Here is a 23,212-nt window from a genome sequence, read left to right as displayed (position 1 = left end):
TTCGCAACTTCCATCCTGCCGCGAAGGACCAGCCCGTCCACTTCAATCCCGCGTCAGCAACGTCCATACCCGCAACAACTAGTCTTCAACGATGAACGACGCATGGCGCACTAGCAATCGGACAAATTGGGCGGCACAACGGGGAATCGCCCTTACCGCTCGCGAGGTTGTGATCTGCGACGAACTGATCAGCGACAACCCGAAAGCACCGTACGAACTCGAACATCATTATCGCCGCGGCGATCTCCGCCCCGAAGTCGCAGGCTTGCTCGCCGCGAATATTTGGACAAGGAAAGTTGATCGAAACCACCACAGCGATATCACTGACTATGCGGTCTGGCGTGCCATGTTCCGGCACCGAGGCTTCACACGAGACAGCTTCCCCGCAGACCGCCCAAAACGATCACTCGTACTGTTTCGCGGAAGCACGCCCGCGGGGAGACATGGAATCAGCTGGTCGCATGATCCCGATCAGGCGCTCTATTTCGCAGACAATCGACAGCTTCCGGGAGTACCCGCCGTGGTGTGGGCGGCGCGGGTACAACCGAAACGCATGCTCGCCGAATACACCGATGGATGGGAGGTCGAGGTCGTCATCGACGCACGCCGCTTACCGATGCTCCCCCTCAAACGCGACGCCACGACCGCTGCCATCGAGCAGTACAGGCGCCGCTCACGAGGCCTGTTCAATACTTGGCTACTTCCCGACCACTTGGGTTTGAAAATCTAGCCACCGGGGTTGACCACGGTCCCGTTCACCACGCAGCAAGCAATTCCGCATTCTCGGCTCCACGAAATTGAGACCAACCTCGCCGACGGCAGCGCTCTATACGCTGACCTCACCACGGCCACGGGTGGCCCGGAGGCTGAAGTCCCACGCGCACGTCAACGTCACTGCCAACATGATCGCCAAGGTCGCGTTCAGTGGGTTCAACTGCGACGTACTCGCGCCGTGAATCGTCGCGTGGCGCGAGAACGTCAGCGGGGCCGGGCCGTCCTTCTTCTCGCCTCTCCAGTCGACAAGAAACGGAACAGCCGTCGCCAGCGGCAGGGTAAACCCGAGCAAAGTTCGCAGCACCTCATCTTCGGTGAATTCCACCGTCAAATCCTGCCGCATCCGGGTATATCCCTTGTCGAGGAACTTCTTCAGATAGCTATCACATACCACCACAGCGAGCGCCTGGGCCGCTTCATGATGTCCGGCAAGGGAAGCATCCACCGCGCTGCGGGTGAGAACCGCGCCATCCCCGATTTCCTCATGGCCCAACTCCGGCAGTGCCCTCAAGCAGTCCGCCGCGATCTCATCACGGCGTTGCTCGACGATTGTCATGCGGGCCTCAGTATCAGTCGCATTCACAAGGTCGGTGACAATCGCGGCTCGCGGGACATAGAAGATTGCGATCCCGTCGACTTGCGCGATTTCCACGAGTTTGTCCAGATCCAGCCCGATGTCGGTCGGCCAGTTCGGCGGGTACGCCCTCCGAAGCGTGGCGGCGGCAAACTCGGCGATCTTGCTCAACCCCGAGACGTCGACCGAGGCAGACACAGCGGCACTTATCTGCTCCGACAGCTCACGACTCCGCTCGTCGAACGCGATCATTGCCTTAGAGAGTTCGCGACTGGTTTCCCCGTACCGCTCCGTTACCTGCCTGGCAATTTCACCCAGTTTCCCAGCGACAGCGTCGATCTGGGGACTGACGTGCGCGTGTAGGGCCCAAACTCGCTCAGCCATTTTGCGCATCTCCTCGTCGTTCAACGGTGTCCTCTCCGTTTAAGTTGCCATCGTGCCCAGGTTCATCATGTCGGAACGTCAGCCTGTTCCCTAGCAGCATCACTATGCTCGGCGAGGACGACTACTTCCACAACCGGGTGATATACACGCTCGGAGACTTACCCCATCTGCCGTCGGGCCATCGATCCGCCGCACGAGCTCGCTGCCAGCTCGCAGTGACTGCGGACGGTTGCGAAGTTGCTTCTTCTTCCACTTCTCTAACTTCTCGTACGTGTCCGACGCGGGCATCTCGGCGAGCTTGGCCGCCTTCTCGTCAAGTCGCGCGTCGTTCAAAAACTCGACCTCGGCGGACAGCACGTGCTCAAGCGCGGTCCGGTCGATCCGCACCGAAAGTTGGCCGCCAAGTGACAACCAGGCCGTTCAGTACGGGTTCGGTGAAACATCTGTCAATGTTGGGTAATCTGCTGATCATGCCCGGACAAGATGATCAGCCTCGCGTTATCGCGGCGATGCGTCCAAGCAATGCGGAAACAACCGCAGCGTCTGAAAGTTCGAGAGGCTGCGGTACCGGAGAGTAAGTCCCTCGGAGTGGTGGGATTTGGACCCTTCACACGAAAGTGATCGACACCAGCCGGCGCGCAGTAATCGGCTCGGCGAAACGCAACCGTCCACTCGACCCTCGCCGCCGAACGCGGTCGTCTAGAACTGAAATTCAGGAGGTGGGTCAAGCCGAAAGCCCGCACCGTTGCCCCAGCCCGTCCTGTCACCACCTAGTTCATTTGCGCGCGCAACGAGAGGAGGCAAGATATCAAGCAGAGCAGGAAGGTTGGTCACTACGGTCGTGCCTAGGTCGTCGGCGACCTTCGAACGTGACAGGAGACTACCCATCTCTTTGTCGGCCACGACCACATTGCAATAGGGCACTGCAGCACCCAGAGCGTCGATGTCTCACACGGCATTTGATGACCACGGCTTTTGTGCGTTACGAAAGTAATGATGCTTGAGATCGACGGCAACACGGATCGAAGGCACGGAATCCGTAAACTCCGAGATCGCTCTTCGATTGCGTTTAGCTCGCCTCGGATCAGTGCCGAACGCACCATCAATCGTCAGATTGTACTCCGCGAATAACTCCGCAAGCTGTGGAAGGTGCTCGTGAGACAGCTCCCGCGCCTGAACGATTACCCTAAGATCGCTTCTCGTGACGGCCCCGTTCGCAATCTGTGTTGCAAGATCCACCTCGTATGAAATGCGAGACTTGAACTTCTCCTGTACGGACTCTGGGTCGTAACCTCGTGTGCGGAGTCCAGGAACATCTTCGTCTCGCGGGCCGGCGAGGACTCGAAACTCGGCCCACTGGTTAAGTTCGACCAGCGATATAGGCAGCAGCTTTTCCACCTTCCCCACTAACTGCTCGTCTCCGCTGCCAAAAGGCAGTCTTCCTTGTTCGCCGACGAACGCCCAGCGAACCCCAACCCCTAAGACCTCCGGGGTCACTGGGCGAAAAGCCGGTCGACCAAAGTGCCGGTACATCGCATACTTCAACTGATGCCTGACCATCACCGATGGTGATCGTAAGGTCCGCATGCAAGAAATCTCCGCCATCGTCCGCGCCACATCGAGCCTCTGCCGCGGGTCTGCAACGGCATGCAGCTCTTCGTAGTGGGTAGCGGACAGGGGAAATGCAACTCCCGCCTGAGACGCCGTACGAAGTGCTTCAATAGCAACCAAGTCTTCAGGATGACTCGGCACTCCTTGGGCAGCCTTAGCAAGTCGTATCCATACCCACAGATCGAGATAGATGGTGGGTCGAAATGGATGCAAGAGCAGCGCCGCACACGAAGTGGTTTCCACCGGTTTCCCTTACTTTCGATCCAGCCGCACCGCGGCAGACGTTTGGTCAATCTCGATCCGAGCAGACGAGGCGCTGCCACCGGGGATGCGACCAGTACACGCGCACCACCGCGCTGGAACCGCAAGATGCCCGATATATGGCCTGTGAACTAGACCGAGAAAATCGCAGAGCACTGGCACCGACCTACCTATAAATCGTACAGATTCTCGACACGTGCAAACTCGACGCAATCTTTTCGAGTGCTCGCGCGTGGTTCTGCAGTGGCGCATGGTCAAGTTCAGGACGGGCGGCGCGTTGCCGCCCACCCTGAACGGATCTGATCATGCGAGGCTTACGCCGGAATACCCGCGCCGACTGCGTCGCTGATCAACGATAACGCCAGGCCCGGGGTCGCGTTGGTGAGAAATTCCGCGAGTGCGGTGTCGACGTGTTCGATGATCTGCTCGCCTCCGGGCTGTCCGGCGACGAAGTCGCGGGCCTGCTGGTCGATCGCAGGGGCCGTCGTGACGGCGTTCCGGACAGTAGTGGATACGGACTCACCGATGGGGCCGGAGTTCTCCCCGTCGGTGAGCGTGTCCTGGGTCTGGGCAGTCACGGCGGGTTGGTCGACGTCGGGGATCGCGATTTCAACGGGTTCACCGAGTTCACCTGCGCCAGACGCGACGGCGGCGGTGAATCCTGCTATTCCTCCGCCCAGTCCGCCGAGAACGAATGCGGGGCCGCCGGCGAGGAGCGCGCCTGTACCGGCGCCGACGGCGGTTCCGGCGAGACCGCTTGCTAGCCAGCCGATTCCGGCGACCACCCCCGTATCTCCTCCAGCGTCTGATGACCCGACAGCAAGATTAATGTCGCCTTGACATTGGTTAGGTCCAGCGCCCGCTCCATCAAGGGGAAATAGGAGCAAAATCGCCAAACGGTGGATAAGCGCCCTAGAAATACTCGGTTTATCGGCCGGTCGACACCACGAACTTTGCAAGCTCTTGTGCTCGTGCTGCTAACCTTCCGCCCATGCCGGTTTCTGCGGATGTTCGCGAGCGCCTTCGGTCTTACCTGGATCCAGATGACGAGATCCGGTACGTATTTCCAGCGGACGTTCTGATGAGCGCGAAACCGAGTGTGATTGTCGTGGTGAGCCGAAAGGCGATCACCGTCTTCTCGACGAGCTTTCGGTCCAGAAAAGTACCGAGGTCGATCCTCACCCAGTTTCCGAGAATGACCGTTCTCGGACCGGTCGATACTGCGTCCACGCCGCACTTCACTGCGGCGGGCATAACGTACGAGATCGACGAAGAATATGTTGCAGTCGTGAACGCTGCCGACGCGGAGATAACGTCGCCGCAGGACTTCCCGCATGATCCGTTGCCGAACCTTTGAAGGCACAAACAAAAAGGCAGTTTCTCATCTCTGAGAAACTGCCTTTTTGATCTAACTTCGGTCGGGCTGACAGGATTTGAACCTGCGACCACTTGACCCCCAGTCAAGTGCGCTACCAAGCTGCGCCACAGCCCGTCCCACGCCCTTGTTTCGGGCGCTTGGAAAGATTACATCAGGGACGGGCCGAAGTACCAATCGGCTGGTCAGAGCCGTTTCAGTACCGAATTGGACGCAGAATCAGCGGCCCTTACGGTCACGCTTCTCGCGCACTCGGACGGATACGCGGATCGGGCTGCCGTCGAAGTTGAACTCTTCACGCAGACGCCGCTCGATGAAGCGGCGGTAGCCGGCCTCGAGGAAGCCCGTGGTGAAGAGAACGAATGTCGGCGGGCGCGTGCTTGCCTGCGTCGCGAACATGATGCGCGGAAGGCGACCACCACGCATCGGAGGCGGCGTTGCTGCCACAACTTCCTTGAGCCAGGTGTTCAGGCGACCCGTGGGGACGCGCTTGTCCCAGGACTCCAGAGCCGTGTCGAGAGCCGGCACGAGCTTCGCCACGGCGCGACCGGTGTGGGCGGAGATGTTGACTCGCTGAGCCCACGGAACGCGGACCAGATCGCGGTCCACTTCCTTGTCCAGCATGAGTCGACGGTCCTCGTCCACGAGGTCCCACTTGTTGAATGCGATCACCAATGCACGACCCGTGTCGGCCACCATGCTCAGAACACGCAAGTCCTGCTCGGTGATCGGCTCGTGCGCGTCGATCAGCAGGATCGCAACCTCAGCGGCCTCGATCGCGCTCTTCGTACGCAGCGACGCATAGAACTCCGCCCCGCTGGCATGGCTGACGCGCTTGCGCAGACCAGCCGTGTCGACGAAACGCCAAGGGCGCCCGCCGAGTTCGACAATGGAGTCGACGGGGTCGACGGTGGTGCCGGCAACATTGTGCACGACGGACCGCTCGTCACCGGACAGCTTGTTGAGCAAGCTGGACTTTCCGACATTCGGCTTTCCGACGAGAGCAACACGACGCGGACCGCCGCCGGGGATACCTTCACGCGGGGTTTCCGGCAGCTTCTCGAGAACCTCGTCGAGCAGGTCTCCGGTACCGCGGCCGTGCGTCGCACTCACGGAGTACGGCTGACCGAGGCCCAAGGACCACAGCGCTGCAACCTCGGACTCGGTGCGTCCGTCGTCCACCTTGTTGGCAACGAGGATGACCGGAGTCTTCGAGCGGCGAAGCACGCGAGCAACAGCTTCGTCCGTCGCGGTAGCGCCGACAACAGCGTCGACGACCAGGAGAATGGCGTCAGCCGTTCCCATGGCCAACTCCGCCTGACGTGCGACCGCCTGCTGAAGACCCTTTGCGTCGGGCTCCCATCCGCCGGTGTCCTGGACTAGGAAGCGTCGTCCGGCCCAGTTCGCCTCGTACGAGACGCGGTCACGGGTAACGCCGGGGATGTCTTCGACTACCGCTTCACGACGGCCGATGATGCGGTTGACGAGCGTCGACTTGCCGACGTTCGGTCGACCGACAACAGCCAAGGTCGGGACGGCAATGTGCGCTTCGCCTTCGCCGTCCGCTTCGAGATCGGCGTAATCCCACTCCGATTCCTCGGACCAAGTTCCGTCACCGGCATATTCGGTTACCAGATCGTCGCTCACTGCACTGCTCCAGTTCTGTCGCTGACCACCAACAGCAACTTGGCGATCACATCTTCAATTCCCAATTCGCTCGTATCCACCAGAATGGAGTCGTCGGCAGGGCGCAACGGCGACACTGCCCGAGTCGAATCGAGATGGTCACGGCGCTGCACATCAGCCAGCACCGCTTCGTAATTGTCTTCACGGCCTTGGCCGATGTTCTGCGTATTGCGCCGTGCCGCACGGGTTTCCGCCGATGCGGTCAAGAAGATCTTGACGTCTGCATCGGGGAGTACGACGGTTCCGATGTCGCGACCTTCCACGACGATCCGCTCCGCACCGGCCGCCAACTCACGCTGAGTGGCGACCAGCAGGTCACGAACCTCGGGTACAGCCGACACCGCGGAGACAGCCTTGGTGACCGCGTCGCCGCGGATCTCCTCACTGACGTCCGCGCCGTCGAGATGCACCTGCTCGCTGCTCGGATCGGTACCGATGGACCATGGCAACGCCGCAACGGCGGCCGTGATCGCGGCGGAATCCGCCAGATCGATTCCCTGACGCAGCACGTGCAGGGTCGCGATCCGGTAGATGGCTCCGGTGTCGAGGTAGCGAGCGCCCAAACGCTGCGCCAACGCGCGAGAGACGCTGGACTTGCCGGTTCCGGACGGTCCGTCCATAGCGACTACCAGCGGCATGGACGAATCGGTCACAGGCCGACCGCCTCGTACAGTCCACCGACCTCGCTACGTCCGAGGACGCGCTGCGTTCCCGGACGCTGATCGCCGAGAGCGACAACTCCGACGTTGGTGCGTACCAGGCGGACAACGGGGTGACCGACGGCATCGAGGAGGCGACGCACGATGTGCTTACGGCCCTCGTGCAGAACCAGCTTGACGAGCGTCTTGCCCTCGTTGATCTCGAGCACGGTGAACGCGTCCACCTTGGCCGGACCGTCGTCGAGGGTGACGCCGTCACGCAACTGCTTGCCGGTGCTGCGCTCGACAACGCCGTGAACCGTGGCGAGGTACGTCTTCGGAACCTCGAACGACGGGTGCATCAGGCGGTGAGCCAGGTCGCCGTCGTTGGTGAAGAGAAGCAAGCCTTCGGTGTCGGCGTCGAGACGGCCGACGTGGAAGAGCCGCTGACCCGACTGAACGCGCTCGGAGACGATGTCACCGACGCACGGACGACCGAGATCGTCGGACATGGTGCACTGCCAGCCACGCGGCTTGTTCATCGCGAGGTAGACGAGGTCCTTCTGCACGACGACGCGGACGCCGTCGACACGAACCACTGCGTTCTCGGGGTCGACACGCAGACCCTGTTCGACCACGATGCGGCCGTCGACCTCGACGCGACCCTGATCGATCAGCTCTTCAGCAGCGCGGCGTGATGCGACGCCGGCCTGAGCCAGCACCTTCTGCAAGCGGACGCCGTCGCCCTTCGGCGGGCCGTCGTGCTTGGTGATCTCGGCATGCTGATGACGCGCCGGCTTGGCGTTGGAGACCAACGGGTTCTGAGAGACGACGCGCTGCGGCTTCTCGGTCTTCGGCTTGCCACGCTTGTTGGTCGCCGGCGGTGTCGGGGCTGCCGGGCGCTTGCGCGGAGGTCCGTCGAACTTGGACCCACGAGGTGCGTTCGACCATGCGCCGCCGCGAGGAGCGTCGGGGCGTGCGCCGCGCTGATCGTCACTACGACGGTCACCGCCGCCACGCGGTGCGCGACGGGCGTCGACGTGGGGGGTACGGCGGTCATCGCTGCGGGGTCCGCGGCGGTCGTCAGTGCGCGGTCCGCGACGGTCGTCGTTGTAGCCACCACGACGGTCGTCCGTACGTGCGGGGCGACGGTCATCGCTGCGCGGCGGGCGACGGTCATCACTGCGCGGCGGGCGACGGTCATCATTGAATCCACCGCGACGGTCGTCCGTGCGGGGACGGTCGGATCCGGCGTTGCGGTCGTATCCCGAGGTACTGCGGGAAGTGTTGCTGCGTCCACCACGGGGCGCTTCGCTACGTGCGCCGCGGGGGGCGTCGCTGCGACCACCACGGGGGGCATCGCTGCGTGCGCCGCGGCTGTCGCGGGAGTTGTTACGGTCCGGTGTGCCATCTCGGCGAGCGGGATTGTTCACTTTTTTCCTGTCAGTTTTCTACTGTTTCCCGAGCGTGGTCGGGTCTTTCTCGGTGCTGACGAGCGCCGGAATTCCGGTCAGTCGTCGACTTCGGTGTCCACTACGTCAGCGGGCACGTCTGCCTTGTTCATTCTCGCAAATCGCGGATCGGATTCCAGGCTTTCGCTGATGTCGTCGATGAGATCGACATCAGGCAAGAGCGGGGCCAACTCCGGGAGCTCGCTGAGCGAGGCCAGGCCGAGCCGTTCGAGGAACAGTTCGGTCGTGGAGTACCGTGTCGCGTTGGTGTCCGGGTCAGGCCCGGCTTCCGCGATCAGTCCGCGGGCAAGGAGGGTGCGTACCACCCCGTCCACGTTGACGCCTCGTACCGCACTGATCCGCGCACGAGTCAACGGTTGACGGTATGCGACTACGGCCAAAGTTTCCAATGCCGCCCTGGTCAATTTGGTGCGTGCGCCGTCCAATAGCAGCTTTTCCACGTACGGGGCAAACTCTTGTCGCGTGTACAGACGCCATCCGTCGCCCGCGTAGCGAAGGTCCATTCCGCTGCCGCGAGCGGTCAATGCGGCTGACATCGACGTCAGGCGTTCTTCGACTCGTTCCGGCGCGGTTCCGGTGACAGATGCGAGTTGGTTCACTTCGGCCGGCGAATCCACGACAAGCAGAAGCGACTCCAGCACGGCGTCGAGTTGATCGTCGTCGAGTTCGAAATCGGGGGCGGAATCTTCGGACTCCGAGGCGTGTTCGGTAGGCTCGATCATCTCGTCTAGCTGCGAAGACTCTGGTTCCGTCGGCTCGGCGTTCATCCGTAGTCCTCCTCTGTGACCGGCGCGGCCGGGTCGTCTCCGGTCCAACTCACCATCAGCGGTCCGAGTGCTTCGGGTTGCTCGAACACAATGACCTGCCGGCGATACAACTCAAGCAACGCGAGAAATCTTGCGACTATCTCGACGGTGATCTCACACTCGGCAACGAGGTCCCCGAAGGGTGTCCACTCCCCTATGCCTCGCTCGCGCAGCAACTCGAGAATTCGCTCGGCCTGCTCGGGTATCGAGATATTGGACACATGGAGGTGATCGAGGCCCACCGTCGGCACCGGACGTGGTGTGAACACAGTCGCCGCGATCTCCGCAAAACGCTGAGGGTCGACGCCCAACAACACCTCGGGCAGGAGTTCGGTGAACTGATCGTCGACGGCAACCGAGCGCGGATAGCGCCGCAGCGCTGCTTCCTCCAACTCACCGAACAGCGCCGCAACTTGTTTGTACGCCCGGTACTGCAGCAGTCGCGCGAAGAGAAGGTCGCGGGCTTCGAGAAGCGCCAGATCCTCCGCGTCCTCGACCTGCCCGGCGGGCAACAGCCTGGCCGCTTTCAGGTCCAGAAGCGTAGCTGCGACGACCAGAAACTCTGTTGTCTGATCGAGGCCCATCGCACTGCCAAGTTCCTTGGTGTATGCGATGAAATCGTCAGTGACGGTGTGCAGGGCGACTTCGGTGACATCGAGCTGTCGTTGATTGATCAGGTTCAACAGCAGATCGAACGGGCCTTCGAAGTTCCGGAGAGTGACTCGGAAACCGGCAGCCTTGGCTGCGGTCTGAGCGTCGGTCGGCACGTTCGGGTCGATCGAATCCGGCTCGACTTCGACCGAATCTTCTTGCGATGCAATCAGTTCCACTAACGACCAGACCGGTGAATGACCTCGCGGGCCAATGCTCGATATGCCTCGGCCCCAGCCGATTTCGGCGCCCACGTCGTGATCGGCTCACCGGCGACGCTGGTTTCGGGGAATCGGACGGTGCGGTTGATCACCGTGTCGTAGACGACGTCGCCGAACACCTCGACGACTCGCGCCATCACCTCACGAGCGTGCAGAGTCCGGGCGTCGAACATCGTGACGACGATACCGGCCAACTCGAGCTTGGGATTGAGACGATCGTGCACCTTTTCGACGGTGTCGTTGAGCAGTGCCAGGCCGCGCAGGCTGAAGTACTCGCATTCCATCGGAATGATGACCGAATCGGCGCAGGCCAGTGCATTCACCGTGAGCAGGCCAAGCGACGGCTGGCAGTCGATGAGCACGTAGTCGTACCGATCGAGAACAGGGTGCAACACGCGTCCCAAGGTCTGCTCACGTCCGACCTCGGTGACCAATTGGATCTCGGCGGCCGAAAGGTCGATGTTGCTGGGCAGCAGGTCGAGGCCGTCGACCCGAGTTCGCATCAACACATCGTCGATGGACACACGCGGTTCGACCAGAAGGTTATGGACGGTCAGTTCCAGGTCGTGATGCTGGACGCCCAGTCCAGCAGACAACGCGCCTTGGGGATCGAGATCCACTAGGAGCACTCGGCGACCGTATTCGGCCAACGACGCACCCAGGTTGATGGTCGACGTCGTCTTGCCGACGCCGCCCTTCTGGTTGCACATCGCGATGATCATCGCGGGTCCGTGGTGCGCCAACGGTGTCGGTTGGGGTACCTCGCGGACCGGTCGACCTGTCGGGCCGAGTTCTTCCGCGGAAACGGTGAGGGTTTCCGCAGGTGGAGAGGCTACTGGCGTCGTATCTATTTCGAACATCGCCTCTGGTTCGGAGGGTACAGCTGGTGCTGATTCGTTCACGCGCTCGAAGAGTTGGGCATTGACATGCGGCGGCGCGGACTCCGCCGCTGGTGGCTGCGATGTCGACACGGTCCGATGCTCCCCTACTCTTTCGGCGGTTGCTCTCGGCGCCGGCAAACCCCCGAAACTGCGGTGGAGGCCGCTCGCGCTCCTTGAACGCTACCGCTTACATCACCGAATGGTCTCGCAGACACGCATGAGCCAACCAACCCCTAACGGGCACGCGGGTGTGCCTGAGCCCACACTTCGCGCAGCGCGGTGACGGTGACCAGCGTGTAGATCTGCGTCGTGGTTACCGAAGCGTGACCGAGAAGTTCCTGCACGACGCGTACGTCCGCGCCGCCGTCGAGCAGGTGTGTGGCAAACGAGTGCCTGAGCGTGTGGGGTGAGACGTCCGCCTTGATCCCGGCCGACGCCGCCGCATCCTGAAGTATCTGCCACGCGCTTTGACGCGAGAGGCGTCCACCGCGCGCGTTGAGAAAGAGGGCAGGAACACCGCGCGTCGCCAGGCTGGGGCGCCCGCGGACGAGATACGCGTCGACGGCGGCGATCGCCGGCCTGCCGACGGGGACGATCCGCTGCTTGCCGCCCTTGCCCTTGAGCAGCACGGAACGAGTTTCGGTATCGATGTCGTCGACGTCCAGATCGATCGCCTCGGTGATTCGCGCTCCGGTCGAGTACAGGAGCTCAAGCAGAGCGCGATCCCGCAGGTCGCGGGGCCCGTCACCGGCCGCACCGCCACCCGAAGCGTCGAGCAGGGCGATCACGTCGTCGAGAGGCAGGGCCTTGGGCAGCTTGCGTCCGGGCGTCGGCGGCTTGACCGTTCGGGCCACGTCGACACCGACCAGGCCCTCGGCGGCGGAGAACTTGTGGAATCCGCGGACCGCGATCAGGGTGCGTGCTGCCGAACTGGCCGCCAATGGTACGACGCCGGCATCTTTGTCACCCAGGCGCAGATGTGTCACGAATTCGGTGACGTCGTTCTCCGTCACGCCCGCGACGTCGTCGATGCCGCGTCCGTGCAGGTACTCCGCGTACCGATTCAGGTCGCGGCGATAGGAAAGTAGAGTATTGCGCGCAGATCCTCGCTCGACCGCTAGATGGTCGAGATACGAGTCCACCTGTCGGGCAAGCACTTCAGGCTCGCGACTTGCGTTCTCCGAATGCGCGAGGACGATCGGACCACGGTGCGTCGGCGGGGCGCAGCGGCTTGCCCGTCGCGCGTGCGGTGGCGATCGCGAGTATGCCCGATACCGCTGTGGCATTGACGATGTCGCCACGTAGCGCCATGTCGACGGCGTCGGCGAGCGGAACCCGCGAAATCTCGAGATCGGCTTCTTCGTGTTCGGGATCGTCGCGCTCCACCTCGTGCAGCCCCTCGGCGAGGAAGACGCGAACTGCCTCGTCCGTGAACCCGGGTGAGAGAGCGACATCGACCAGCACCGACCACCGATCGGCGCCGAGTCCGGTTTCTTCGCCCAGCTCGCGCGCTGCCGCCTCGACCGGGCTCTCCCCCGGAGCGTCGAGCAAACCGGCAGGGATTTCCCACAACCGGTGCCCGAGCGGGTGACGGTACTGGTGAATCAGCACCAGGTTGTCGTGCTCGTCCAGTGCCACGACGGCAACGGCGCCGTGGTGTTCGACGACTTCCCGATCGGCACGCTGACCACCAGGCATCGCAACGGTGTCGACGCGCAACGCGATGATCGCGCCGGTGTAGACAGTCTTGGAGCCGAGGGTGTCGAATTCGTGCCGACCGGGATCGCTCATCTGTGGCTAGACCTTTTCCACGTTCTCGACTGCAGCGTCGAGCGCCGTCTCGGTGGCAGCGGTGTCGATCTTCTCGTCACCGTGGACGTCGACGGGCAGGCGCTCTTCGAGCTTGTACGTCAACGCTGCTTCGACGAAGGCGGCGAACAGCGGATGCGGGCGAGTCGGGCGGCTCTTGAGCTCCGGGTGTGCCTGGGTGGCAACGAAGAACGGATGCTGCTCACGCGGGTACTCGACGAACTCGACCAGATGACCGTCCGGTGAGGTTCCGCTGAACTGCAAGCCGGACTTGGCAATCCGATCGCGGTAGGTGTTGTTGACCTCGTAGCGGTGACGGTGACGCTCGGAAACGTCCTCGGTTCCGTAGGCCTGAGCGACGACGGAACCCTTGGTCAGCACGGCCGGGTAAGCACCCAGACGCATGGTGCCACCGAGGTCGGCGTCACCGGCGATGACGTCTTCCTGATCAGCCATCGTCGAGATGACCGGATGCTTGGTGTCCGGCTCGAACTCGGCCGAGTTGGCATCGTCGAGGCCGACGCTACGAGCAGCTTCGATGACGACGCACTGCAGACCCAGGCACAGACCCAGCAGCGGCAGCTTGCGCGAACGTGCGAAACGGATCGCGCCGAGCTTGCCTTCGATGCCGCGGATGCCGAAGCCGCCGGGGATCAGAACACCGTCGACGTCACCGAGAGCAGCCTGCGCTCCGGCTTCGGTCTCACAGGCGTCCGACGGGACCCAGGAGATCTCTACCTTGGACCGGTTCGCGAATCCACCGGCGCGCAGTGCCTCGGTGACGGAGAGGTATGCGTCGGGCAGGTCGACGTACTTGCCGACCAATGCGACGCGCACCGTCTCACGCGGCTGGTGAACACGATCGAGGAGGTTGCCCCACACGGTCCAGTCGACGTCGCGGAACGGGAGTCCGAGCTGGCGAACGACGTAAGCGTCGAGGCCCTCACGGTGCAGAACCTTCGGGATGTCGTAGATCGAGGGAGCGTCGGGCGTCGAGATGCAGGCGTCGACGTCCACGTCGCACATCAGGGCGATCTTGTTCTTGAGGCCCTGCGGAACGTCACGATCGCAACGAAGGATCAGCGCGTCGGGCTGAATGCCGATGCTGCGCAACGACGCAACCGAGTGCTGCGTGGGCTTGGTCTTGAGCTCTCCGGAGGGGCCGAGGTACGGCACGAGGGAGACGTGCAGGAAGAAGACGTTGTCGCGGCCGACGTCGTGGCGGACCTGGCGAGCGGCTTCGAGGAAGGGCTGCGATTCGATGTCGCCGACGGTGCCACCGATTTCGGTGATCACGACGTCCGGGCGGTGTCCCTGCAGATCCGGACCGCTCATCTCGAGGATGCGACGCTTGATCTCGTCGGTGATGTGCGGGATGACCTGAACGGTGTCGCCGAGGTACTCGCCGCGGCGTTCCTTGGCGATGACCGTCGAGTAAACCTGGCCGGTGGTGACGTTCGCCTGGCCGGAGAGGTCACGGTCGAGGAACCGCTCGTAGTGTCCGACGTCGAGGTCGGTCTCGGCACCGTCTTCGGTAACGAAGACCTCGCCGTGCTGGAAGGGGTTCATGGTGCCCGGATCCACATTGAGATAGGGATCGAGCTTCTGCATGGTCACGCGCATTCCCCGCGCGGTCAACAACTGTCCCAGGCTCGAGGCGGTCAAACCTTTGCCGAGCGAGGAAGCTACACCTCCGCTGACGAAGATGTGCTTGGTGGCGGTACGCGTGTTAGTGCGTGACTGTGGCAAAGGGGCTCCCGTGACGACTGTGCAGGGCTTGGTCTGATGAAGCATGCTGGGGCCTGCCGACCCACGGGATTTCACGGTAACACCTATCGGGGGTCGGTGCCTACAACGCGCCGACTTTCCGCCCCCGATGTGACCGGCGTATCAATACCGGGGTGTTCAGTTGGTGGGTGCGCCGACGGTGACCGCCGCCGCTCCCGGTCCCGTGCCGTAGCGGCCGGCGCCGCCGTTCAACTGTTCCTGCAGCGCCAACGGCGTGGTGATCTTGCCCGACTCCCGATCGATGTTGTCGATGGTCGTCAAGCCCGCTGAGAGCGCCGCGTCCGCACGAGCGACGGCAACCGGACCACTGCCCTCGGCCGAGCCAGGCCGGCCCGCGAGAATCGTTCCTGCGCCGCGTCCGTCGAGAGCACCGGCGAACCGGGCGATGACGGCGCCGCGGTTACCCGTGGCTGCGTCGGATTCACTCTTGTTGTCGCCGGTGAGAACCACGGCGAGTTGAGCCGGCTTGACCGCTCCGTCGTCGTAGCTGATGAAACCGGCGCTACGCAGCGAGTCGAGCGCGAGATTCATCTCGTCCGGAGTGCTCTGCGGTTCGCTGTTCTGCCCGTTGAGAAGCAGAACCGAACCGAGCAGATCACCCGCGAGACTGCCCTGATCGACCGCACCGGTCTTGAGGGTGATCCCCGCAGGGATGACATTGGTGACGACGGTCCGCAAGCGGTCACCACCGGTGGCGTCGACAAACGAATCGGTGAGCGAGACGCGTCCGGTCACGGCACCGCCGGCGGCAGTGACGAGTCGGTTGACACCGTCGAGATCACCGGGATCGGCGTCCGGTGCCGTGATGACGACGACGGTGCGACCAGCGAGACTGTCACGCACGACGCGACCGCCGACAGCGGCATCGAAGCCGTCCGCGGAATTGAGTTGCTGCTGAAGCTGATTGGACTGTTGATTGAGGTCTTCGATCTCGTTCTGCAGGTCCGCCTTGTCGTCGCGCAGACCGGAAAGCAATCCACTGGACAGCATTCCGGAACCGAGCACCACGCCGATCGCGAGTGCCAGGAAGATTGCCGCTATGGAAATTGCATGTTGACGCATCGAAATCACTTGAAGAGCCCCTGAACCCACAGCGCGAAGCTGTTCCACGTTGCGATTGCCCAGTCGAGAACTTCACTACCGGCATTGGACACGACCAGGGCGACGATCACTGCCACCAGGGCGGCGAGCACCAGGAGCGCGATCGCGCCGCCGGACACTCGACTTCGATACAGCGTTGCCACAGCCTTGGCGTCGACCAGTTTCGGCCCAACCTTGAGCCGTGTCATGAACGCCGACGGATTGCTTTCACGACGCCCACGGTCGAAGAACTCGTCCAAGGACACCACGTTGCCGACCGTCACGATCAGTGAAGCGCCGTGGTGATCGGCGAGCAGCAACGCAAGGTCGGTCGGTGAGCAGGTCGCCGGGAACGTCATCGCCCCGATGCCGAGATCCTGGATTCGGGAAAGCCCCGCCGCATGACCGTCCTGGTCTGCGGGCAGAACAACTTCCGCGCCGGACTTGAGGGTGGAACTGGTGATCTCTTCCGGGTCGCCCACGATCAGATCGGGGCGGTATCCGGCCTTGCTCAACACGTCCGCACCTGCGCCGACACCGATCAGGATCGGCGAATACTCCTTGATGAAGGGCTTGAGGTTCTTCAGATCGGCCTCGTGTTCGGGTCCGTCGGAGACGACCACGACGTGGCGATCCTTCAAGTCGATGTCGATGTCCGGAACACCGATTCCGTCGATCAGCAAAGGACTTTCGGTGCGGATGAACTCGATGGTGTTACCCGAGAACGCTTCCAGGTGATCGACCAGGCCGGTCTTGGCCTCGATCATCCGATCGGAGATCTCGGCCTCGGTCTGCTCTTCGCCCTTGACGAGGCTCTTCTCGCCGTTGAAGATCTCGCCCTCGTGCAGGCGGATCTTGCTGCCGTCCTTGACGTTCTTGAAGACGTCACCGTCTACGGCATCGATCAGAACGATGTCGTTGGCGACGATCACTTCCGGTCCGAGGTTGGGGTACCGCCCCGAAATCGACGGCGACGCGTTGACCACGGCCATGACTCCGGCTTTCACCAGAGCATCGGCGGTCCGGCGATCGATGTCGACTTCGTCGAGGATCACGATGTCTCCAGGACCGACGCGGCGTAGAAGCTTCGCCGTGTTCCGATCGGCCCTGGCGATGCCACTGATCCCAGGCAAGGATTCGGTGTTACGTGAGAGCAATCCGGGCATCTTCATGACTTCGATGATGAACCTGAAACCGCGTTGACCGGTGGAGGCGCGCCGACAACTACCACATCAGTCACACCAACACCACAGAACCTTCAATCTGTGACGCGGGCCGCATTCGCGATCTCGAGCAGTTCTTCGGCGTGCGCACGACCGGTCTCGGTGTCGTCCAGCCCTGCCAACATACGGGCCAATTCGACCACCCGATCCGAATCCGACAAGGTCCGCACGCCACTGCTCACCACTCCGCCTTTGTCGTCGACCTTGTCCACCACGAGGTGGGTGTCGGCAAACGCAGCAACCTGCGGAAGGTGGGTGACGACGATAACCTGATGCGTACGAGCAAGTTTCGCCAATCGGCGGCCGATCTCGACAGCAGCGCGACCACCGACCCCCGCGTCCACTTCGTCGAAAACCATCGTCGCACCGGTGTCGCTACCAGCGAGAACAACCTCGAGCGCCAGCATGACGCGTGACAGCTCGCCACCGGAAGCGCTCTTGCTGATCGGAAGTGACGGTGCCCCGCTGTGCGCGGACAGACGGAATTCCACCTCGTCGACGCCGGCAGACCCGGCATGAAGGTCTACTCCCCCGACGCTGAGCGGCGCCGAGTCCTGCGGGCCGGCAGGCTGCGAGCGCACAGTCACCTCGAGACCCGCACGTCCCATCGCCAGACCGGCGAGTTCCGCGCTGACGGCTTTGGCGAGCTTTGCCGCTGCCTTGACTCTGGCGGCGCTCAGCTTTGTGGCGGCTTCCGCGGTGAGGCCAGCCGTCTCCTCGACCTGCTTGGCCAACAGCGACAACGCATCCGACGACACGTCGAGTTTGGACAGACGAGCGCGAGCGGTATCTGCCCATTCGAGAACACCGTCGACATCGGCGGCGTACTTGCGAGTCAGAGTCTTCAGTTCCGATTGCCGCGACAGCAGCGAGTCCAGAGCACCCGGGTCTGCGGGCAGCCCGGACAGATAGGTGTTCAGATCACCGGCAACATCGGTGACGACGGCAATAGCGTCGGCCAACCGGGAACCGAGGCCGTCCAGATCTGCGTCGGTGACCGACTCGATACGCGCCCGCGCTTCGGACATCAGGTCTAGCGCCGGCATGACCCCGACGTCGCCGCTTGCCATGTCGTCACTACCGGCGAGCGCAGCGTGCGCCTCTTCCGCAGCCGAGCGGAGCGAATCGAGTTCACTGAGTCGTCGAACTTCGGCAACTATCGCCGTGTCCTCGCCTGGCTCGGGTGCCACGCCGTCGATTTCGTTGAGCGCGAAGGTCAACTGATCTGCTTCTTGCGCCAGTTCACGAGCCTTCGACGTGCGTTCGATCAACTCCGAACGAGCATCGAGCCATTCACGACGGTGTTTGCGGTACCTCGTCAGCAGCGTTCCGATTGCCTTGTCCCCGAAGCGGTCCAGCGCATTGCGTTGCTGGTCGGGACGAAGCAATCGCAGCTGATCGTTCTGCCCGTGGACAGTCAGAAGTGGGTCCGTGAATTCGGAGAGAACTCCCGCCGGCACGCTTCGTCCGCCGAGATGAGCCCGTGAGCGGCCGTCGCTGCCGACTGTCCGGACGGCGATGATGGTCCCGTCCTCGTCGCGCTCGGCGCCGGACGATTCCAGGATTCGGACGATCTCACGCTCGGTGGCCGGTGAGACGTCGTCGGCGATGAATCGTCCTTCGACGACGGCTCGCGACGCGCCCAACCGCACCCGCCCGGCATCGGCTCGCGCTCCGCTGAGGAGGTGCAAGCTGGTGACGACCATCGTTTTACCTGCGCCGGTTTCACCGGTCAGGACGGTCAGGCCCTCGTGGAACTGGGCGCTGGCCTCGGAGATCACACCAAGACTGTCGATACGGATCTCTGCGAGCACGATTAAGGCTTCCTTCCTCGCCATCCGGTAACCGGAAGCTCGAACTTGCGAACCATCCGATCAGCGAAGGGCGCAGAGTCCAACCGGACCCACTTGACGGGAGTGGCGCCGCGAACGATCTCGACGCGAGCGCCGGCAGGCAGGTCCAACGTACGACGACCGTCGCAGAAGACCAGGCCGTCGTGGCTACCGGCGACGGTCTCCACCGCGATGATCGAATTCGGGCTGGTGACCAACGGCCGCGCGAACAGCGCATGCGCGTTGCTGGGTACGACGAGCAATGCTTCGAGTTCGGGCCACACGACGGGGCCGCCTGCGGAAAATGCATAAGCGGTCGAGCCGGTGGGAGTGGACACGAGAACACCATCGCAACCGAAGGCAGATACCGGTCTGCCGTCGACCTCGAGGACAACTTCGAGAACTCCCAAACGCGAACGGTTCTCGATGCTGGCCTCGTTGAGCGCCCACCCGCGATCGATGATCTCGTCGTCCACCCGAATCACGACGTCGAGTGTCATACGGGACTCGACGCGATATTCCTTGCGAACTACCTGTGCGAGAGCCTCGTCGAGATGCTCGGCCTCGGTCTCTGCCAGAAATCCGATCCGTCCGAGGTTGATGCCCAGTACCGGAATGGACGCTTCTTGAGCGAGTTCGGCGGCGCGCAGAAATGTGCCGTCACCACCGAGAACAAGAACCAACTCGCATCCGACGGCAGCATCAGGGCCGGGATGAACAACCGTGACGTCGAGACCCGGCGCAGAGAAGCCCGCGGGTTCCGTCATTGCTTCGATGCGCGAGCTGTCTGCTTCGTCGACGAGGACTCGCAGCCCGATTCCCGCCCGTTCGAAAATCTTCCCGACTCGCTTGGCGGTTTCCGTGATGTCACGTCGACCAGGGTGTGCGACAAGAAGGATCTCGCGCGACTCGCCGTTCGTGACCGCGTTCACTGGGGCCCTTCCTCTACAGCCTTGCGAATCATGTCCTCCACCGAAGGAATTCCCTCGGTCTCCGGCTCGTGATCACCGGGCGAACCTGTCTTTCGAAGCCACAGGAAATACTCGACATTTCCCGACGGACCGGGCAATGGGCTGGCCACGACACCTAACGTCCGCAGACCTACCTTTGCAGCAGCCTCCGACACGTCGAGCACAGCCGAGATTCGCAATTCCGGATCTCGTACGACGCCACCGGCACCGACGCGGTCCTTGCCCACCTCGAACTGAGGCTTGACCATCGGAACCAGGTCCGCGCCGTCAGCAGTACAGGCGACAAACGCCCCGAGTACAAGTTTGAGAGAAATGAACGACAAGTCCGCGACAACGAGATCGACAGTTCCGCCGATGGTCTCCGCATCAATTGCACGAACATTGGTTCGGTCGATGACGTGCACCCGGTCATCGGACTGCAGGCGCCACACCAGTTGTCCGTAACCGACGTCGACTGCGACAACTTCCTTCGCACCACGCGTCAGCAGAACATCGGTGAACCCACCGGTGGATGCGCCGGCGTCGAGGCAACGGCGACCTTCGACCGTCAATCCTTCGGCACCGAAGGCGTCGAGTGCGCCGATCAGTTTGTGAGCACCTCGCGACGCCCACGAAACTTCCTGCTCCACCTCGACGACCCGAAGTGGCGTTCCGGCTTCGATCGCCGTCGCAGGCTTGGTCGCAACGGCTCCCGAGATGAGAACTCGGCCGGCGGAAATCAGTTCTTGCGCATGATCTCGTGACCGTGCGAGTCCGCGACGGACAAGTTCGGCGTCCACCCGTGCTCTACGTGCCACGTCAAGCCCTGTCCACAGAGGCGAGTGCCTGGACGAGCACCTCGTGTGCCTGTTCCAAAATATGTGCCTTCTGCGGAATCACACCTGCTCCGTGCTGATCGTTCGGATCCCGTTCGATGCCACCGAGGCGCGCCAGCAAACCGTCGACGTCAGAACGTATGCGTTCCGGATCGACGGAAGGGCGTGGCCCGGGCAACGGAGATCCGTTACTCGTGTTTCCGGGGTGCGGTGTCGGCGTGCTCATCGGGCACAACGTTAGTGCATGACTCTCGGTTACGCATACACCCGCACCCCCGCGAGTCGAACACATTTGCGAGAGATCAGACGAGCCAGGATGCAAACAGATCCGCCACGCCGGCATCCGACGCTTCCAGGGTCCGGAACGACGGATTAGCCCATGCGACAGGCGCAACCGCGCGTAGAAGCGACATCTCGTCCCCGACAACCGGGCCGTCGACAACCAGCGCCGACCCGTTCACGGAGACAGACCACTTGGAGTCCGCACCGACCAGCGATTCGACGGCCGGCTGATTGAGCGAATCCAGAGTTGCTGCAATGTAGGTGGGGCGCTGCTCAACCGGAGCCCGCAGTACGTCACCCGGCGTGCTCACACCGGTGAGAACCAACAACGAGTCGATCGAAACAGCTTGTGCGCCTTCGATATCGGTGTCCAAACGATCACCGACCACCAGTGGACGCGAGCACCCGCTGCGAGCGAGCGCGTCCTCCATCAGCGGTGCAGCAGGCTTACCTGCCACCAACGGTTCCTGCTTGGTCGCAGCGCGTAGAGCTGCCACCATCGAGCCGTTGCCCAGCACCAAACCCCGCTCCGACGGCAGTGTTGTGTCCAGGTTTGCCGCTACCCACAGCGCACCGGCCCGGATCGCCAAGCACGCCTCGGCAAGGATCGACCAGTTGGTCTCCGTCGAATGTCCTTGAACGACAGCAACCGGAGAATCCGCGAATTCGCGCACCGGAAGCAACCCGACGCGCGTCACCTCGTCGGCCAATGCGTCGGTACCGACGACGAGCACAGCGGCACCGGGTTCGAGACGCTCCGACAGCAGACGCACTGCCGTCTGAGAACTGGTGACGACACGATCGTCTTCGGAATCGAAACCGAGTTCGGTCAGATGCGCCGACACTGCCGAAGGCGAGCGACTCGCATTGTTGGTCACGTAGTACAAGGCCTGCGTGCCCTGACCGAGAGCTGCCTGGGTGCCGGGAATCGCATGAGCTCCGGCGTACAGCGTGCCGTCGAGATCGAGCAAAAGTACGTCGTACTGAGTACGAAGCACGGTCACTGATCTTCTCCGGTCAACTCGGCCACCCGTTCTTCAGCATCCGTGTCACCCTCGAGGTCAGCAGCTGCAGCGTTGAGGAACCACTTCAGTCCGTCTTCGACACGACCAGCTGAAACGAGGGCATCGGCGTAGGCGTAGAACAGCCGAGCCGCAGCTTCACCGGTACGCGCTGCGTCCAGATCCTTGGTCTGCAGTGTGACAACTGCCTGGTCGAACTGACCGAGATCCATGCGGGCGCCCGCGACGACGATCCTCAACTCAGACGCCTCGTCGCCCGAAAGCAGGGCAGCCTCGTCGCTACGGCCGAGCTCGATCGCGCGTTCGGGTCGACCCAAACCGCGTTCGCAGTCGGCCATGACAGCGATCAGACCCGGTCCGCCAGCCATTCGACGGGCAGCACGAAGCTCGGAGAGAGCTTCAGCCCATTCACCGGCGTGGTACGCGGTGATTCCGGCAGCTTCACGAACGACCGCAATTCGGCCGGCGCGCTGACGGGCAGCGCGAGCGTGGAGCAGTGCGAGTTCCGGATCTTCGTCGACGAGCTTGCCCGCCATGACGAGGTGACGCGCAACCGTGTTGGCGTTGTCCTTGTCGAGGCTGAGCAGATCCCGACGAACGGCCGGGTCCAACTCCGTGGGCTCTACGTTGTCGGGCAAATCCGGTTCGTCAGGTCGTGCTTGCTGACGGTTGCGGTCGCCATCGCGTCCACGAGGGGTGAACCCACCCTCGCCGCCGCGACGCTGTCCGCCGTTGAATCCGCCGCCGCGGTTACTGTTTCCAGCACCGCCACGGTTGTTGTCTCCGGCACCACCGCGGCGGTCTCCGCCTGCAGCGCCGCGTGATCCACGCCCGTCGTTGTCACGACGGGGGCCACCTGATCGAGGCGCTCCTCCCCCACGGAAGGACCGACGCTCGTCGCCATTCTCCGACACAGTCATTCCTCTCATACAACGCACGAAAGGGGACCCAATATGTTGGGTCCCCTTTCGGTTAACGGGTGTTCGGCGGTGTCCTACTCTCCCACACCCTGTCGAGTGCAGTACCATCGGCGCTGAAGGGCTTAGCTTCCGGGTT

General features: G+C 62.8%; 22 protein-coding genes, 1 tRNA gene and 1 rRNA gene. 2 read left to right on the top strand and 22 right to left on the bottom strand.

The features are described 5' to 3' along the window. Positions 1-91: 91 nt before the first annotated feature. On the top strand, positions 92-730 hold the full coding sequence (locus tag AC1Q61_RS31780) for a hypothetical protein (RefSeq protein ID WP_128638035.1): 639 nt from the start codon (positions 92-94) through the stop codon (positions 728-730). 96 nt (positions 731-826) lie between these two features. Here the strand turns inward: AC1Q61_RS31780 and AC1Q61_RS31775 are convergent, their stop codons facing one another. From AC1Q61_RS31775 to AC1Q61_RS31765, 3 genes are all read right to left on the bottom strand, one after another. After that, the gene (locus tag AC1Q61_RS31775; RefSeq protein ID WP_230358705.1) at positions 827-1,756 is read right to left on the bottom strand and encodes a hypothetical protein; all 930 of its coding nucleotides are present in this window, start codon (positions 1,754-1,756) and stop codon (positions 827-829) included. A gap of 924 nt (positions 1,757-2,680) precedes the next feature. Next, a complete protein-coding gene (locus tag AC1Q61_RS31770; RefSeq protein ID WP_042924685.1) occupies positions 2,681-3,586 on the bottom strand; it encodes a hypothetical protein in 906 nt (301 codons plus the stop codon). A 332-nt stretch (positions 3,587-3,918) separates the two neighbouring features. Further along, positions 3,919-4,389, bottom strand: coding sequence for a hypothetical protein (locus tag AC1Q61_RS31765; RefSeq protein ID WP_230358706.1), 471 nt, complete (start codon positions 4,387-4,389; stop codon positions 3,919-3,921). 410 nt (positions 4,390-4,799) lie between these two features. Here AC1Q61_RS31765 and AC1Q61_RS31760 point away from each other — a divergent pair, with 410 nt between their 5' ends. Beyond that, positions 4,800-4,961, top strand: coding sequence for a hypothetical protein (locus AC1Q61_RS31760; protein WP_019748582.1), 162 nt, complete (start codon positions 4,800-4,802; stop codon positions 4,959-4,961). Between the two features lie 61 nt (positions 4,962-5,022). Here AC1Q61_RS31760 and AC1Q61_RS31755 read toward each other — a convergent pair. The 19 genes from AC1Q61_RS31755 to rrf form a co-directional block, all read right to left on the bottom strand. After that, a tRNA-Pro gene (locus AC1Q61_RS31755) sits at positions 5,023-5,096 on the bottom strand. A 102-nt stretch (positions 5,097-5,198) separates the two neighbouring features. Continuing rightward, the gene (gene der / locus AC1Q61_RS31750) at positions 5,199-6,626 is read right to left on the bottom strand and encodes a ribosome biogenesis GTPase Der (RefSeq protein ID WP_042924680.1); all 1,428 of its coding nucleotides are present in this window, start codon (positions 6,624-6,626) and stop codon (positions 5,199-5,201) included. Further along, complete coding sequence (gene cmk, locus AC1Q61_RS31745) at positions 6,623-7,303, bottom strand: (d)CMP kinase (protein ID WP_170320421.1); 681 nt, start codon at positions 7,301-7,303, stop codon at positions 6,623-6,625. The genes der and cmk overlap by 4 nt, the downstream gene beginning before the upstream one ends. Positions 7,304-7,314: 11 nt before the next feature. Next, a complete protein-coding gene (locus AC1Q61_RS31740; RefSeq protein WP_128638034.1) occupies positions 7,315-8,736 on the bottom strand; it encodes a pseudouridine synthase in 1,422 nt (473 codons plus the stop codon). Positions 8,737-8,813: 77 nt separating this feature from the next. Then, entirely contained in the window at positions 8,814-9,497 is a 684-nt protein-coding gene (gene scpB / locus AC1Q61_RS31735) for an SMC-Scp complex subunit ScpB (RefSeq protein WP_037127047.1), read from the bottom strand. A gap of 41 nt (positions 9,498-9,538) precedes the next feature. Then, positions 9,539-10,360 (bottom strand): segregation and condensation protein A, encoded by an 822-nt coding sequence (locus tag AC1Q61_RS31730; protein ID WP_230359910.1) that lies wholly within the window; start codon positions 10,358-10,360, stop codon positions 9,539-9,541. A gap of 50 nt (positions 10,361-10,410) precedes the next feature. Next, complete coding sequence (locus tag AC1Q61_RS31725; RefSeq protein ID WP_003946138.1) at positions 10,411-11,424, bottom strand: ParA family protein; 1,014 nt, start codon at positions 11,422-11,424, stop codon at positions 10,411-10,413. Between the two features lie 143 nt (positions 11,425-11,567). Further along, positions 11,568-12,491, bottom strand: coding sequence for a site-specific tyrosine recombinase XerD (gene xerD / locus AC1Q61_RS31720; protein ID WP_050656157.1), 924 nt, complete (start codon positions 12,489-12,491; stop codon positions 11,568-11,570). A gap of 1 nt (position 12,492) precedes the next feature. Next, positions 12,493-13,125, bottom strand: a complete 633-nt coding sequence (locus AC1Q61_RS31715; protein ID WP_042924674.1) for an NUDIX domain-containing protein — start codon at positions 13,123-13,125, stop codon at positions 12,493-12,495. A 6-nt stretch (positions 13,126-13,131) separates the two neighbouring features. Then, positions 13,132-14,892 carry a CTP synthase gene (gene pyrG / locus AC1Q61_RS31710; protein ID WP_003946139.1) on the bottom strand — a complete coding sequence of 587 codons (1,761 nt, stop codon included), beginning with the start codon at positions 14,890-14,892 and terminating at the stop codon, positions 13,132-13,134. A 156-nt stretch (positions 14,893-15,048) separates the two neighbouring features. Beyond that, complete coding sequence (locus AC1Q61_RS31705) at positions 15,049-16,002, bottom strand: copper transporter (protein ID WP_007731900.1); 954 nt, start codon at positions 16,000-16,002, stop codon at positions 15,049-15,051. Then, the gene (steA, locus tag AC1Q61_RS31700) at positions 15,999-17,183 is read right to left on the bottom strand and encodes a putative cytokinetic ring protein SteA (RefSeq protein WP_007731902.1); all 1,185 of its coding nucleotides are present in this window, start codon (positions 17,181-17,183) and stop codon (positions 15,999-16,001) included. The genes AC1Q61_RS31705 and steA overlap by 4 nt, the downstream gene beginning before the upstream one ends. Positions 17,184-17,269: 86 nt before the next feature. After that, complete coding sequence (gene recN / locus AC1Q61_RS31695; protein WP_003946143.1) at positions 17,270-19,048, bottom strand: DNA repair protein RecN; 1,779 nt, start codon at positions 19,046-19,048, stop codon at positions 17,270-17,272. Between the two features lie 2 nt (positions 19,049-19,050). Beyond that, positions 19,051-19,998, bottom strand: a complete 948-nt coding sequence (locus AC1Q61_RS31690; RefSeq protein WP_492651438.1) for an NAD kinase — start codon at positions 19,996-19,998, stop codon at positions 19,051-19,053. Continuing rightward, a complete protein-coding gene (locus tag AC1Q61_RS31685; RefSeq protein WP_042924671.1) occupies positions 19,995-20,834 on the bottom strand; it encodes a TlyA family RNA methyltransferase in 840 nt (279 codons plus the stop codon). Before AC1Q61_RS31685 ends, AC1Q61_RS31690 begins: the two co-directional genes overlap by 4 nt. Before the next feature lies 1 nt (position 20,835). Then, entirely contained in the window at positions 20,836-21,078 is a 243-nt protein-coding gene (locus AC1Q61_RS31680; RefSeq protein WP_042924668.1) for a hypothetical protein, read from the bottom strand. Between the two features lie 76 nt (positions 21,079-21,154). After that, positions 21,155-22,138 carry an HAD-IIA family hydrolase gene (locus tag AC1Q61_RS31675; RefSeq protein WP_007731903.1) on the bottom strand — a complete coding sequence of 328 codons (984 nt, stop codon included), beginning with the start codon at positions 22,136-22,138 and terminating at the stop codon, positions 21,155-21,157. Beyond that, entirely contained in the window at positions 22,135-23,076 is a 942-nt protein-coding gene (locus AC1Q61_RS31670) for a tetratricopeptide repeat protein (RefSeq protein WP_080961175.1), read from the bottom strand. Before AC1Q61_RS31670 ends, AC1Q61_RS31675 begins: the two co-directional genes overlap by 4 nt. A 61-nt stretch (positions 23,077-23,137) precedes the next feature. Then, a 5S ribosomal RNA gene (gene rrf / locus AC1Q61_RS31665) occupies positions 23,138-23,212 on the bottom strand; the annotation flags it as partial.

It is taken from the genome of Rhodococcus sp. MPR-R1B (genome assembly GCF_058793255.1).
This window is presented reverse-complemented; position numbering and strand designations above follow the sequence as displayed.

Bases quoted from the DNA above. Each gene is read 5' to 3' on its own strand.
- AC1Q61_RS31780 (WP_128638035.1), top strand. From the start codon at position 92: ATGAACGACGCATGGCGCACTAGCAATCGGACAAATTGGGCGGCACAA.
- AC1Q61_RS31760 (WP_019748582.1), top strand. From the start codon at position 4,800: ATGACCGTTCTCGGACCGGTCGATACTGCGTCCACGCCGCACTTCACT.
- cmk (WP_170320421.1), bottom strand. From the start codon at position 7,303: ATGCCGCTGGTAGTCGCTATGGACGGACCGTCCGGAACCGGCAAGTCC.
- scpB (WP_037127047.1), bottom strand. From the start codon at position 9,497: ATGATCGAGCCTACCGAACACGCCTCGGAGTCCGAAGATTCCGCCCCC.
- AC1Q61_RS31715 (WP_042924674.1), bottom strand. From the start codon at position 13,125: ATGAGCGATCCCGGTCGGCACGAATTCGACACCCTCGGCTCCAAGACT.
- steA (WP_007731902.1), bottom strand. From the start codon at position 17,183: ATGAAGATGCCCGGATTGCTCTCACGTAACACCGAATCCTTGCCTGGG.
- AC1Q61_RS31680 (WP_042924668.1), bottom strand. From the start codon at position 21,078: ATGAGCACGCCGACACCGCACCCCGGAAACACGAGTAACGGATCTCCG.
- AC1Q61_RS31670 (WP_080961175.1), bottom strand. From the start codon at position 23,076: ATGACTGTGTCGGAGAATGGCGACGAGCGTCGGTCCTTCCGTGGGGGA.